Source organism: Chloroflexus islandicus (genome assembly GCF_001650695.1).
In the GTDB taxonomy this organism is placed as follows: domain Bacteria; phylum Chloroflexota; class Chloroflexia; order Chloroflexales; family Chloroflexaceae; genus Chloroflexus; species Chloroflexus islandicus.
This window is the reverse complement of the sequence record NZ_LWQS01000042.1, coordinates 25,466-38,667: the sequence shown is the minus strand read 5'-3', so window position 1 is coordinate 38,667 and position 13,202 is coordinate 25,466. Positions and strand designations below refer to the sequence as shown.

11 protein-coding genes are annotated in these 13,202 nt (G+C 61.9%); 5 read left to right on the top strand and 6 right to left on the bottom strand.

What is annotated here, in order from left to right; all coding sequences use genetic code 11:
- Nucleotide 1 precedes the first annotated feature (1 nt).
- The 3 genes from argH to A6A03_RS06815 all read left to right on the top strand — a co-directional run bounded on the left by argH (nucleotide 2) and on the right by A6A03_RS06815 (nucleotide 2,505).
- Nucleotides 2-1,390, top strand: coding sequence for an argininosuccinate lyase (gene argH / locus A6A03_RS06825; RefSeq protein WP_066785386.1), 1,389 nt, complete (start codon nucleotides 2-4; stop codon nucleotides 1,388-1,390).
- Between the two features lie 39 nt (nucleotides 1,391-1,429).
- Complete coding sequence (locus A6A03_RS06820; RefSeq protein WP_066785384.1) at nucleotides 1,430-1,951, top strand: N-acetyltransferase; 522 nt, start codon at nucleotides 1,430-1,432, stop codon at nucleotides 1,949-1,951.
- Between the two features lie 194 nt (nucleotides 1,952-2,145).
- Entirely contained in the window at nucleotides 2,146-2,505 is a 360-nt protein-coding gene (locus A6A03_RS06815; protein WP_066785382.1) for a hypothetical protein, read from the top strand.
- A gap of 133 nt (nucleotides 2,506-2,638) precedes the next feature.
- Here the strand turns inward: A6A03_RS06815 and A6A03_RS06810 are convergent, their stop codons facing one another.
- Nucleotides 2,639-3,568 carry an NAD(P)-dependent oxidoreductase gene (locus A6A03_RS06810; protein WP_281181275.1) on the bottom strand — a complete coding sequence of 310 codons (930 nt, stop codon included), beginning with the start codon at nucleotides 3,566-3,568 and terminating at the stop codon, nucleotides 2,639-2,641.
- 114 nt (nucleotides 3,569-3,682) lie between these two features.
- Here A6A03_RS06810 and A6A03_RS06805 point away from each other — a divergent pair, with 114 nt between their 5' ends.
- Nucleotides 3,683-4,861 (top strand): CaiB/BaiF CoA transferase family protein, encoded by a 1,179-nt coding sequence (locus tag A6A03_RS06805; protein ID WP_066785377.1) that lies wholly within the window; start codon nucleotides 3,683-3,685, stop codon nucleotides 4,859-4,861.
- Here the strand turns inward: A6A03_RS06805 and A6A03_RS06800 are convergent, their stop codons facing one another.
- On the bottom strand, nucleotides 4,862-5,770 hold the full coding sequence (locus A6A03_RS06800) for a TPR end-of-group domain-containing protein (protein ID WP_066785375.1): 909 nt from the start codon (nucleotides 5,768-5,770) through the stop codon (nucleotides 4,862-4,864). It abuts the gene before it with no gap.
- A gap of 218 nt (nucleotides 5,771-5,988) precedes the next feature.
- On the opposite strand from A6A03_RS06800, the gene A6A03_RS06795 reads away from it, so the two are divergent.
- The gene (locus A6A03_RS06795) at nucleotides 5,989-7,884 is read left to right on the top strand and encodes a glycoside hydrolase family 31 protein (protein WP_066785373.1); all 1,896 of its coding nucleotides are present in this window, start codon (nucleotides 5,989-5,991) and stop codon (nucleotides 7,882-7,884) included.
- 197 nt (nucleotides 7,885-8,081) lie between these two features.
- Here the strand turns inward: A6A03_RS06795 and A6A03_RS06790 are convergent, their stop codons facing one another.
- The 4 genes from A6A03_RS06790 to A6A03_RS06775 are packed head-to-tail and all read right to left on the bottom strand — an operon-like array spanning nucleotide 8,082 to nucleotide 13,130.
- Nucleotides 8,082-8,897: an alpha/beta hydrolase gene (locus A6A03_RS06790; RefSeq protein ID WP_066785364.1), complete on the bottom strand. Its 816-nt coding sequence runs from the start codon at nucleotides 8,895-8,897 to the stop codon at nucleotides 8,082-8,084.
- A gap of 28 nt (nucleotides 8,898-8,925) precedes the next feature.
- Entirely contained in the window at nucleotides 8,926-11,061 is a 2,136-nt protein-coding gene (locus A6A03_RS06785) for a ligand-binding sensor domain-containing protein (RefSeq protein WP_066785361.1), read from the bottom strand.
- Nucleotides 11,062-11,067: 6 nt separating this feature from the next.
- Nucleotides 11,068-11,913: a sugar ABC transporter permease gene (locus A6A03_RS06780; protein ID WP_066785357.1), complete on the bottom strand. Its 846-nt coding sequence runs from the start codon at nucleotides 11,911-11,913 to the stop codon at nucleotides 11,068-11,070.
- Nucleotides 11,910-13,130, bottom strand: coding sequence for a carbohydrate ABC transporter permease (locus tag A6A03_RS06775; RefSeq protein WP_066785353.1), 1,221 nt, complete (start codon nucleotides 13,128-13,130; stop codon nucleotides 11,910-11,912). Before A6A03_RS06775 ends, A6A03_RS06780 begins: the two co-directional genes overlap by 4 nt.
- Between the last annotated feature and the right edge of the window lie 72 nt (nucleotides 13,131-13,202).

The following is a 13,202-nucleotide window of genomic DNA, read 5'->3' as shown; positions in this document are numbered from 1 at the left end:
GATGGAACACCGGCTTTGGGGGGGCAGATTTAGCGAACCAACGGCAGCCGAGATGCGCCGGTTCAATGACTCGTTCCGGTTTGACCGGCGGCTGGCCGAGGTTGATATTACCGGCAGCATCGCGTGGGCCAGCGCCTTGGCGCAAGCCGGCCTGATCAGCGAGGTCGAGCATGCCGAGCTGGTGCGCGGCTTAGAGCTGGTGCGGGCCGAATTCGCTAACGGTACGTTCGTCGCGATCGAGAGTGACGAAGACATCCATACCGCTGTCGAACGCCGGTTGCGCGAATTGATCGGCGACGCCGCGCTCAAACTGCATACCGGTCGCTCGCGCAACGATCAGGTCGCCACCGATATGCGCCTCTATACGATCGGCATTGCTCGCCAGCTCGACCGGCGGCTGCGCGATCTGCAATTAGCGCTGCTCACCCAAGCCGAACAACATGCCGATACCCTCATGCCGGGGTATACCCATCTGCAACGCGCCCAACCGATCACGTTCGGCCATTGGTGCTTGGCCTACATCGAGATGTTTGCCCGCGACCGCAGCCGCTTGCGTGACGCCATTGCCCGCATGCGCGTGTTGCCGCTCGGCGCGGGGGCGCTGGCCGGCAACTCGCTCGGCGTTGAACGCGAGCGGCTGACCGAATTGCTCGACGAATTTGATGAGCTGGCCGCCAACTCGCTCGATGCGGTCAGCGACCGCGACTTCGTGGCCGAGACGCTCTTCGCGTGCGCGCTGACCGGCATTCACCTCAGCCGGCTGGCCGAAGATGTCATCCTCTACGCGAGCAGCGAATTTGGTTTTGTGGAACTGGCTGACGCCTACAGTACCGGCTCAAGTCTGATGCCGCAGAAGAAAAATCCTGATAGTATGGAATTGTTGCGCGGCAAGAGCGGCCGGCTGCTGGGCAATCTGGTGGCGCTGCTGACCGTGCTGAAAGGCTTGCCGCTCACGTACAACAAAGACATGCAAGAGGACAAAGAGCCGCTCTTTGACAGTTTTGACACGCTCGATCTCGGTTTGCAAGTAGCGGCGGCGGCCATTGCCACCATGACCGTGCGCCGCGAGCGGATGGCCGCCGCGCTCGATGATGCAATGCTGGCCACCGACTTGGCCGACGAACTGGTGCGGCGTGGCGTGCCATTCCGGGTTGCCCACGGCAAAGCCGGCCAACTGGTGCAGCGCGCGATCGCGCTGGGCACCAGCCTGCGCCATCTGCCGCTGAGCGAGTATCAGGCGGTCGAGCCAAGCCTTGACGCGAGCATCTATGCTGTGTTCGATATGGCGCACAGCGTCGCCCAAAAAGCCAGCTACGGCGGCACCGCGCCGCAACGAGTCCGTGAGCAATGCGCTCGCTGGCACGAAATCTTAGAGGAAGAAGACGAGTAGGGTACAGCCTGCTGTGCCCCCTATGAGACACCGAAACCTATGACCAGCCCGCTCTACACACCGCCAGTCAGCCTGCCGGTACTCCACATCCGGCCCGACGCCGCCATATCGATCCGCCGCGCGCGAGTGAGCGACGTGCCGCGGCTCTATGAGATTATCAACTACTATGCTGCCCGCGGCGACATGCTGCCCAAGACGCTCGATCAGCTCTACAACCGGGTGCGCAATTTTAATGTGGCCGAAGCCGATGGCGAAGTGATCGGCTGTGCCGCGTTGCATATCACGTGGGCCGATCTGGCCGAAGTGGTCAGCGTCGCCGTGCATCCCGCATTTCAGGGCCGCGGCGTTGGCCGCCGTCTCGTCGAACCGCTCTTCGCCGAGGCGATTGAGTTGGGCATTCCCACCCTCTTCACGCTCACCTTGCAGGTCGGATTTTTCAGTTCGCTCGGTTTCCGTGAAATACCAAAACTGCGCCTGCCGCACAAAATCTGGCAAGATTGCGCGACCTGCTTCAAACAGGATCGGTGCGATGAAATCGCGATGATCCGGCAGGTACCGTAATCTTGATCTTCACAACCCAGAGCGGCGCTTGATCACGTGCTGCTCTGGGTTGTGAGCGCCATCACATATTCCCCAGCCACTCCGCGACGATCTCCTCCATTGCAATGCGCCAAACTGCCCTGTTGCCGGATGGCATCCAGACATACAATTGCTCCGTATCTCTCCATGAAGCACGACAACACAGGAGTAAGCGTATGCTGATGAATAGCACCATTGCCACCGCCATTCTGCTGCTTGTGCTTGGCATCGGCGGCGTCTTTTCAACCGGCGCCGCAACGTCGGCCATTCCCGCCTTGTTCGGGATCGTCTTGCTGGGGTTGGGGGTGGCGATTGAACGATCACCAACTCCGCGCCGCTTTGAGTGGATCGCTGCGCTGGTCGGGTTGCTCGGCTTTCTGGCGCCCGTCGCCAACCTTGCCCGCATCATTGGCCAGACCGGTTTGATCATCAACGCGGCTGTCTTTGCGAATATCGTGATGTTGGGTACGTGTGGCCTCTACCTGCTGGTCTGGCTCTGGGAGCAGCGCACCGGCGAGCGCTTGCGGATTCGGTAGACAACGAATGGGACAACGAATAGGATAACGAATAAACGAATAGGATAACGAATAAACGAATAGGATAACGAATAAACGAATGGGGGAACGAATGGGGAAGCGATACTACCTCCCCATTCGTTTATTCGCTCAATTATTCGTTGTCCCCTACTTCAATCCCGGCCAGCCGCTCGATCGCTTTGATCAGCGCGTGATTGCCTTCGTGGCCCAAGCCGGCGGCTTGCAGCGTGCGGTAGAGCTGGAAGACGGTTGAGGTGGTGAGCATCGGGGCGCCGACGGCGTCGGCAGCGGCTAGCACCAGCCGCAAGTCTTTCTGTTGCAGGTCGATGGTGAAGCCGGGCCGCCAATCGCGCCGGATGACTTGCGGCCCCCGGTTCGAGAGCATCCAACTGCCCGCTGCACCGCCGCTGACCGCTGTCAGTGTCTTTTCGAGATCGACGCCGCTGGCCTGCGCGAAGACAAGCGCCTCGCTGATCGCCAACATTGTGCCGACCACGAGAATCTGATTGACCAGCTTGACCGTCTGGCCGGCGCCGTGCCCGCCGACATGGGTGATGGTCTTGCCCATGGCTTGAAACACCGGCATCGCCCGCTCGACCAGCTCTGCCGGCCCACCCACCATGATGCTGAGCGTGCCGCGCGCTGCGCCTTCGCTGCCGCCACTGACCGGCGCGTCAAGGAAGCCGATGCCGCTCTCGCCGAGCCGGGCAGCGAATCGCTGCGCTCCCTGCGGACTGATCGTACTCATGTCGATCATCAGCATCCCAACCTGCGCGCCCTCAATCACTCCCTGCGGCCCGAAGATCACTGCCTCGACATCAGGCGTGTCGCTCACGCAACTGATCACAATATCACTGCGCGCAGCCACCTCAGCCGGCGACGCAGCCAACTGCGCGCCGGCGGCCACCAACTCATCGGCGCGCCCCGGCGTGCGGTTCCAGACCGTCAGCGGAAACCCGGCGCGCAAGATGTTGGCCGCCATCCCGCGCCCCATAATGCCCAATCCGATAAAGCCGATCCGTTCGGTCATAGCATTCTCCTCGTTGCTATGTGCGTGGTGCAACTAATGGTATCATACCTGCCGGTGGGCAAATCATGCCATATCTGGAGCCGCACCGCCGCCGTGCGGCTATGGAGCCGCACCGCCGTGTGGCTCTACAGGAGGGATCAATTCGCTATGCCTGCTGCGCTCGCCGATCTGCTGGTGCTCGATCTCAGCCGGGTGTTGGCCGGCCCCTACGCCACAATGGTGCTGGCCGATCTGGGGGCACGGGTGATTAAGGTGGAACAACCCGGCCTTGGTGATGAAACCCGCCAGTGGGGGCCGCCGTTTGCCGAGAATGGCTTGAGCGCCTATTTTATCGCGGTGAACCGTAATAAGCAGAGCATTGCCGTCAACCTCAAGCATCCTGACGGACAAGCGATCGTGCGCGCGCTCGCTCGCCGGGCCGATGTGCTGATCGAGAATTTCTTGCCGGGGACGTTGGCGCGGATGGGGTTGGGTTATGACGATTTGCGCGTGCTGAATCCGGGGTTGATCTACTGTAGCATTACCGGTTATGGCCAATCTGGCCCCGACGCGCTGCGGCCCGGCTACGATACGGTGATACAGGCCGAGGGCGGGTTGATGAGCATTACTGGCGAGCCTGATGGCCCGCCGCTGAAGACTGGCGTGGCCGTCGCCGACATCACCACCGGCTTGTACGCCGCCGCCAGCATTTTGGCCGCGCTGCACTACCGCGCGCAGAGCGGCGTAGGCCAGTATATCGACATCGCGCTCTTTGATGTGCAGCTCAGTTGGTTAGCGAATGTCGCCTCGGCTTACCTCGTCTCTGACCAACCGCCGCGGCGCTACGGCAACGGTCACGCCACGATCGTGCCATACCAGCCCTTTGCCGCCGCCGACGGCTATCTGATGATCGCGGTTGGCAACGATCAGCAATTCGCCCGCTTCTGCGCTGCGCTTGCACACCCGGAATGGGTGGCCGACGAACGCTTCGCCACCAACCCGGCCCGCGTTGCCCACCGCGCCATCCTCGTGCCGCTGATTGCAGAGGTCATTGCCCGCGAGCCGGTTGCCGTCTGGCTCGAACGGCTACGCGCCGCTGAAGTGCCGTGCGGGCCGGTGAACGACATTCCAACCGCTCTGCACAGTCCGCAGGCGCAAGCGCGAGCGATGGTGCAGCGTATCGACGGCGTGCGCATGGTTGCTCCTGCCCCCAAGCTGAGCGAAACCCCGGCGACGATCCGCAGTGCGCCGCCTGCGCTTGGCGTAGATACCGAAGCGATTTTACGCGAAATGGGCTATGAACCTGACCAGATCAGCGCGCTGCGCGCAGCCGGGGTGGTGGGGTGATTAAGCGGCGAGAAAGGCCAAGCCGCGCTGCACCGTCGCCGTGAAATCCGGCGGATAATCGTGGTTTACGCCGCGGCACACTTCAACCTCGCACGGCACACCGGCCTGCTGGAGGGTTACGACCCACTCTTGCACTGGCTGGGAGAGGCTATCGAGGTCGCCGATCACCACATACCCCCGCGTGTGCGGATCAGCATGCGCGAGCAGCGGCTCAACCTGCTCTGGCCGGATCGCTGGCGCAACGGCAAGAAACCGGTTCACGGCAACGGCCCCGCTCAATACCGCACGCACCGCAAGCGCCGCTCCCATCGAAAAACCGCCGATCACCGTCAGAGGCGGCGGCACTAGCTCAGCCAGATGCTGGCGCAGCTCGGCCAACGCCTGCGCTGGATCAGCCCAATGGTACCGGTTAGGCGACCAAAGCTGGGCCGATTGCAGCATCGCTACCCGCCAGCCAAACGCCGTCGCCGGCTGCCAGTAGTCGCCATCGCTCGCGATACTGCCGTTCGCCCCGTGCAGCGCAACGAGCAACCCCTGTACCGCCCCCGCCGGTTCCCACACCCGGCGCTGTGGGGTGGCCACGGCCTGCGCTTGCGCGTATCGCTGCTGAAACAGAACTTGCAACTGCGCGAATGCTTCCGTTCCCCGCACGCTATCGAGATCAGGATCGCGCAGCATCCGCTCGTGATACCAGAGACCCCGATCGGCGGCTTGTTGCAGCCAACCAATGGCGCCGGCCTGATCGCCCATAGTACTGGCAAGGCACGCTCGCCAGAACAAGAGATCGCTTTCGTATTGCGGGAAGAGAGGTGCTTGTTGCTCGATCAGCGCCAGCGCCGCCGCATACGAATGCTGGTTATAGAGCGCAAAGACTTGCGCGCGCAACACACGAAAGGCAGCTTCAGTCATTGCGGTATCCTTAACGCATAGGCAGTCAATACGTACAGTACACGCGGCGTACTGTGGCACACGCAGCCAGCTAACGCACTCAAGGAGGTATGGAGTGCGGCAGTTTGACTGCCGCACCACGTGTCGCCTATGAGGTATCCTACCACCTGCTCGCTCATGCTACAATGCCGCTACCCGCAGACAATTGGCGTCTGGGGAACGCAGACGGAGAGACGGCAATGCGACACGAACTGCATAGTCCTACCGGCACGGTTGTGATCGATAACGCTGGCCGGATGGTCTTCTTCCACGACGGGCGCGAGGCGCTGCGTGGCTACGGCGCAGTAGCCCATGCCTACGGCGTTGATTTTCCCATTACCGGCGTCGCCGGCGCCGACGTCACCGCCCATCATGCCCGCATTCATTACACCACCACTCGGACGGAAGTCACGTTGCGCGTCGAGATCGAAGCAACCCCGACCGGCTTTCGCTTGGTCTGGTCTGGGCCGCCCCATCTCCACGCGGTAAGGGTTGAGTGGCAGCTCGAGCCGGGCCGGCCATGGTATGGCATGGGAGAGCGCATCTTCCAGCATTGGCCGCTCGATAGCGCACCAGTCGTTTCCGATCCGTTCGAGCCGATCGACCATGGCCGCGATGGCACGCTCAATATCGCCACCCCCTTTTGGCTCAACGCTGCTGGTGCGGCGATCTTGCTTGAGGAAGGCGATGGCGAGTTAGCGGTGACGATGGATCGAGCAGGAGACGGTTTGTTGCGCATCACCAGCCGCGAAGCACCGCCGCCGCCTAACCTCGGCTTTGACGAGCGTTATGCCGCACCCGGCCCCAACCTCGCCAGCCATATTATTCTAGCCGCCAATGCCCCGGCTGCGTTCCATGCCGCGTTGCCATTGCTTGGCCGCCCGACCGCCGCTCCGCCGCGCGATCTCTTCGCCCGCCCGATCTGGACGACGTGGGCGCATTATAAGATGCACATTACCCAGCGCGATGTGACCGAATTCGCCACCCAAATCGTTGCCCGCGGCTACCCCTACTCGGTGCTCGAAATTGATGACCGTTGGCAACGCGGCTATGGCGCGTATGTGTTCGATCAACGCAAATTTCCCGATCCGCGCGCGATGGTCGATGAGCTGCACGCGGCTGGGTTTAAGGTCACGCTCTGGACGCCGATCTTCTTCGATCCAGCCGATCCAGCCTTTGCCGTCGCTGCCCGGCGCGGCTACCTGATCCGCCATCCTGCCGATGGCTCGCCCTACCTCGTGCGCTGGTGGCAAGGCTACGGCGGCGTGCTTGACTTGACCAATCCTGAAGCGGTAGCGTGGTGGCTGAGCGAACTGCGCGCGTTGCAAGCCGAAACTGGGGTTGACGGCTTCAAGTTTGACGCCGGCGAAGCCAACTTCATCCCTCCCGACGCCATCTGCTATGCGCGAGAGCCGCGCCGCCGCTACGCCGATCGCTACACTGAGTTTGTCGCCGACCACTTCGCCTATACCGAAGTGCGCGCCGGTTGGCGCAGCCAGCGCCGCGGCATTCTCTTCCGCGAGTGGGACAAGTGGAGCCGTTGGGGAATTGATAACGGCTTGCACAGTGTGCTGACGCAGGCGCTGACTCTGAGTGTCTGCGGTTTCCCATTCGTGTTGCCCGACATGATCGGCGGCAACGCCTACCAAGACGAAGTGCCCGACGGCGAACTCATGGTGCGTTGGACGCAATTGAGCGCATTATTGCCCACCATGCAGTTCAGCGTTCACCCGTGGCAGTACGGCGCCGAAGTTGACGCCATCTGCCGGCGGTATGCCCACTTGCACACAGAACTCGACTCGTATCTCGCCGAGCTGATCGACGAAAACCTGCGCGACGGCACGCCATTGGTGCGCCCGCTGTTCTGGCACGATCCCAATGATGAGCAAGCGCTGCGCTGCAACGACCAATTCCTGCTCGGCGCGCGCTACCTCGTGGCGCCAGTGGTGCAGCCGGGCCAGCGCCAACGCGATGTCTACCTGCCGGCAGGCGTCTGGCGCGATTACTGGAGCGGTGCGATCCATCAGGGGCCGGCTCAGTTGACCGACGTGCCGGCGCCGCTCGAGCAGATGCCGCTGTTTGAACGGCAGGAATAGGGGCGGCCCGGCAAGCCGCGGCTCGCTCTCCAATTGTCATTGCGAGCCGCGCGGTAGGGGCAGAGCCGCGCTCTGCCCCTACCGCGGTGAAGCCATCCCCAGCGAGCACGACAGCAACCCGCTCAGGCATTCCTCCCGCTGAAGGAGGAGATTGCTTCGGGCGCTCCGCGCCCTCGCAATGACAGACGGGCTGGTTGTCATGGCGTTCCGCTATATGCCTCTCTCAACACCACAAACGCAATCACCTCCGCCACCCGCGCCCGCCATGCCGCCTCGTTGTGATCCGCGCCGGGAAACTTGCGCGTGACCCAATCGAGGCCATGCCGATACCCGGCCCGCCGCATCCATTCGTCCATCCGCTGTTGGAACGGCTCATACTCGGCGTCAAGGCCAACCGTGCCGTAATCAAAGTAGAAGCGGTGGCGGCCCGGCGGCGGCAAGAGCGCCGCCAATTCATCAACCAAGATATTGCCGCCTGCCGGCCAGTGGGTCGAGACACAACCCGCGCCGTGAAAGACATCCGGGTAGCGGCAGAGACCATAGAGCGAGACTAACCCGCCCATACTCGACCCTATAATGAAGGTGTTAGCTTGATCGGGCAAGGTAGGGTAGTGGGCATCGACAAACGGCTTGACCTCTTCCACCAGATAGGCCAGATACGCATCCGACACCGGCTCGCCGCCTATCCGCTCGATCATGCCTTCCCATCCGCGCGTTTGGCGGAGCGCCGCAAACGGTTGTTGCGGCGCATATTCGCGCCAGCGTTGATCGGTACACCAAATCCCAACCACAATCGCGCCGGGCCAGCCGCGCTCGGCGCGCAATCGCTCAATCGCCTGATCAACTGCCCAGACCTCGCCGTCGGCCCGGAGGGCGGGATCAAACAGGTTTTGACCATCGTGCATGTAGATGACCGGTAGGCGTTGATCGCTTATCGCCGCCGGCAGCCAGACATCAACCGGACGTGATGAAACATAGCGGCTGGTGATGTTCGTATGGCGAGTGAGAGGCATAAATCTATTCCTTTGATTCACTGCGATGTTACCGTCCTAATTGGTACGTGATCACCCCATCGGTGCGGGTGCCGATCCAGAGCACCCGCCGTTGATCAACCGCTAGCGCCAGCGGTTCAGCGCCGGTAAAACCCGAATCACGCGGCAGAAAGTTGCGCCATGTCCGGCCATCGTAGCGGAGCAGAAAGCCGCCGGTGGTGAGCGGGCGGGCCGCGCCGACCCACAGTTCGCCGGGAGCGGTCTCAAGCAAGGTTGTGATCGTCTGCGCCGGCAACTGCCGGTTAGCGGTGGTCAACCACTCCCAGCGCGTGCCATCCCACCGCGCCAGACCTTCACCCAGCGTCGCTACCCACACGATGCCGTTGTGATCAACCAAAATAGCCGAGACGCCGGACCCGCCAAAGCCATCGGCGCGATCAAAGTGCTGCCAGAGGCCGGTAGCCAGCGTGTAGCGGCTGACCACGCCAAGCCCGCCAAACCACACGGCGCCGGCGGGATCATACCCCATCGCGAGCACCAAACCGCCGCGCGCCGCTTGCGGCAACGGCTGCCAGCGACCATCAGGGTGGCGCACTGCGCCGCCGGCGCTCGTGCCCAGCCAGAGCGTGCCGTCTGGCCCAGCGACCATCGTGCGGACAAGCAGATCACGCTGCCCGCCAAGCGTGGGGGTCTGCCATGCCCAATTGCCGTCACTGGTGACGAGTGCCAGACCGCGATTGCTCGCTGCCCACAACCCAGCGTCTGTCTCGGCCAGCGCGTAGACTCGCCCTAGTGGCAGGCGCGTCCAGCGCGGCGGGTCTTCGCTCACTGCCGGCGCTTGCCAGATCACCAATCCGGTCTCACTGCCGATAGCCACTCTCCCATCGCGTAACGGTTGCAGCGCGTATATCGCTCCCGGCGGCAACCCGCCAGCACTCGGCTTGATGGTGTTCCAGCCAATGCTACCCAGCGTGACCATCACCAATGCGGTGCCGTAGACCGTCGCAATAAACCCTACCAACAGCGCCAGCGCGATCCACGCATAGCGGGGCGGGCGCAGAAACATGATCTCGCTCCACCCCCAATACTCATTGAGATCGCGCAGCCACCTGACGATCCGGCTCAAGACCGGCGCTGCCAACAGCACGATGGGGATGGCTAGGGTAAGCGCATACTGCGGCCACTTGACCGGCCACCAGAGCAAGATCAGCAACCCGCTTACAAACCAGACGGCCAGATAGCGGCGTTGCGGATCGCGCCACGCGGCGGGTAGACCGATCAGGGCCAGTAGGGTCAGCCATGGATCAGGGCCGGGGAAGAAGAAGACTTCGGGGTGCCATTCAACCGCCGGCGCTGTTGCGACCCAAATCAGCGGCTGGTACCACGGATAACCGGCGGCCTGCACCTCGCTCCCGTGGGTGTAGGCCGTCCAGAAACCGGCCATAGCGCCAAGGCGAGTCACCGGCTCGCGCCAGATCGTGGGGTTCGCGAGCGCGAAGACCAGCAACGCAAGGCCAGCCAATCTAGCCAGCCGCCACGCATACCACACCCACCCTGTGCGCGCTTGTGGCTGCGCCGTTGCCTCGGCGCGCAACGCAGCCAGCGCGAGGACGATCATCGCCGGCAGGGCAACGATCGCGTACGACATCTTGGCCGCCGTCGCCAAGCCCCATGCGATCGCGCCGAGCCATAACCACCTCCGGCGATGGTGCGTGGCCGGCAGGCCGGCGCGTTGCCATGCGCTGATAGCCGCCACCGCGAGCGCCAACGGCAAGGCTTCAAGGTACGCCTGCGCGGTGTATTTGATCGTCAGGGTATGGACGGCTAGCAAGCCGGCGGCCAGCGGGCCGGCGCTGAACGCCAGCAACGCAACCGCCAGCGTGCCAAACAGCACCGAGATCAAGCGCGCCGCCAAGAGAACGGTTGTTTGGTTGGCGTTCTCACCCAACAGCAGCGCACCACCAGCATAGACCAGCTTGGCAAGCGCCGGATGCTGGCGATTGCCGGGGTAATCGATCACTCCCACCCAATCGCCCTGCCGGATGAGGCGAGCATAATCAAGCGCCGCCCCCACATACACCGGCTCATCAAAATCGGGCGGCAGCGTTAACGCGGCCCACAAGCGCAACAGCGCGGCCAGTACGATCACGCCGATCAACCAGCCGCGCGACGAAGAAGCGTTCACGGTTGCCTATCCCTTGACACCGCCAACCGTCAACCCCGACACAAGGAACCGTTGGAGCATCAAGAAGACGATGATCGTCGGCAGAATGATGAGCAACCCACCGGCAGCAAAGTTGCCCCATGGCACGCTCTGGCTATTGGCCAAGCTGAAGAGACCGGGCACCACCAGTTTCATGCTGTCGGGAGCCGGTACCAACACCGAGGCGAAGATAAAATCACCCCAACCGGCTAGAAAACCGAGCAGTGCCGTCACTGCCAAGGCCGGGCGCGCCAACGGCAACGCGATCAAGATAAATGACTGGATCGGCCCGCAGCCATCGATCATCGCTGCCTCTTCTAGCTCGATAGGGATCGTATCGAAATAGCCCTTCATATTCCACGTGCTAAAAACCAGTGTGCCGGTGGTGTAGGCAAGGATCAGACCCTCATGCTTACCGTACAAGCCGAGCGCCGTCAGCAACTGCGCCACCGCCACCAGACTCAACACGCCGGGGAAGGTCTGAATAGCCAGCAGGAGAATAAGGGCAAACTCGCGGCCATAAAACTTAAACCGCGAGAAGGCAAACGCCGCCGAGGTCGTAATCACCAGCGAGGCCACCGTCGTCACGCCGGCCACATACAGGCTATTGCGCAACCACGTCAGCAGCGGGCGGTCAAAGATCATCGCCCGATAATTCTCAAACGTCCACTCGGTGGGAATAAACATACCGAGCAGGTTGAGAGTATACAGCCGGTCGCCGGTGCGGCCTGAAGCCAGAAAGGCAAACCAGAGCGGGTAGACGGCAAACAACACCCCAAGGATCAGGATGGTGTACTGCAAGATCAAAACCGGTCGAGTAGGTTTGCGGATCATGACTCGTAGGCCCCTTTCGTGATGCGCGTTAGCCGCAGGCTATAGAGCGTCGCGGTAAAGAGGAAAATAAAGAGAATGACGGCAAAAGCGGTCGCATTCCCGTAATTCTGAGTTTGGAAGATCTGCTTGTACGCATAGACAATCACAAACTCAGTCGCGCCGGGCCGGCCAACCTCATTGATCGGCCCGCCCTGCGTGATAGCCCACACCGTGCCAAACATCTGAAACGCAGTGATCGACGTCAGCACCGTGGCTGGCAATACCGCTGGCCGGATCAGCGGCAAGGTGATGCGTGTCAATTGCTGCCACCACGACGCACCATCAAGTTCAGCCGCTTCATAAACATCGCGTGGCACTGACTGCAACGCGCCAAGGATCACGATCATGAAGAAGGGGTACGAGAACCACGTATCAACCAGCACAACAATCAAGAACGCGCTGACCGGATCGCGCAGCCACGCAAACCCGGACAAGCCAAAGAACGCCAGCACTTGATTGATCGTGCCCTGTTCGCGGAAGAAAAATTGCCAGATCAAGGCCATCAAAATTGCCAGTGATGAGGCTGCCCACGGCACAAATAACAACACCCGGAAGATGGTGCGTCCGGGGAGGTTATCACTATTCAAGATCAGCGCAAAGGTGAGGCCAAGCAAAAAGCTAAACGGCACGCGCGCTATGACAAAGAGCAGAGTGCGGAAGACCACCACCACGAAATCGCCGGTGCGCATCAGGGTATCATACGCCTGCGCTACATTGACGGCAGTGGCAAGAATAAAACCCAACACCAACGCCCCTAGCCAGACGAGACGCGGCGAAACCGGCGGTTCCAGCATCTGGTTGAGGCGACGATTAACAAATGATGCGGCAATCAGCGGCACGAAGCAGAGCGCAATCGCAGCCATTGCGCCGAGCGCTTCTGGCGTGAAGAGATTACCAATCAGATTCGCGTAATTAGCGTAAATGGGGTCTTGCAAACGGTAGGGCTGGCCTAATCCCACTGGCGCACTGGTGCGGAACTGCGGCCAACACAACGGGTCAAGCACACCGGTGAGGAAGACGCTGCAATCAGGATTGGGCCGAAAACGGTTGCGATTGGTAAACGAGGTATAAACGCTGAGCAGAATGGGATAGATATTAAACAGCAGAATGCCGATAATGGTGGGCCCGGTGAAGAGCAAAACGGTGAGCGCCTTGCGGCGATTAGACCACGACACCATGTGCGTTACCTCACTGGAAGCAGCCGGAAGGCCATTGAGCGGACGCCGGGCGCCCGACCGGCGCGACGGTAG

What these genes read in the sequence shown, in the direction of transcription:
- A6A03_RS06805 (WP_066785377.1), top strand. Translation starts at nt 3,683, where the DNA reads ATGCCTGCTGCGCTCGCCGATCTGCTGGTGCTCGATCTCAGCCGGGTG.
- A6A03_RS06775 (WP_066785353.1), bottom strand. Translation starts at nt 13,130, where the DNA reads ATGGTGTCGTGGTCTAATCGCCGCAAGGCGCTCACCGTTTTGCTCTTC.
- A6A03_RS06815 (WP_066785382.1), top strand. Translation starts at nt 2,146, where the DNA reads ATGCTGATGAATAGCACCATTGCCACCGCCATTCTGCTGCTTGTGCTT.
- argH (WP_066785386.1), top strand. Translation starts at nt 2, where the DNA reads ATGGAACACCGGCTTTGGGGGGGCAGATTTAGCGAACCAACGGCAGCC.
- A6A03_RS06800 (WP_066785375.1), bottom strand. Translation starts at nt 5,770, where the DNA reads ATGACTGAAGCTGCCTTTCGTGTGTTGCGCGCGCAAGTCTTTGCGCTC.
- A6A03_RS06820 (WP_066785384.1), top strand. Translation starts at nt 1,430, where the DNA reads ATGACCAGCCCGCTCTACACACCGCCAGTCAGCCTGCCGGTACTCCAC.
- A6A03_RS06795 (WP_066785373.1), top strand. Translation starts at nt 5,989, where the DNA reads ATGCGACACGAACTGCATAGTCCTACCGGCACGGTTGTGATCGATAAC.
- A6A03_RS06790 (WP_066785364.1), bottom strand. Translation starts at nt 8,897, where the DNA reads ATGCCTCTCACTCGCCATACGAACATCACCAGCCGCTATGTTTCATCA.
- A6A03_RS06780 (WP_066785357.1), bottom strand. Translation starts at nt 11,913, where the DNA reads ATGATCCGCAAACCTACTCGACCGGTTTTGATCTTGCAGTACACCATC.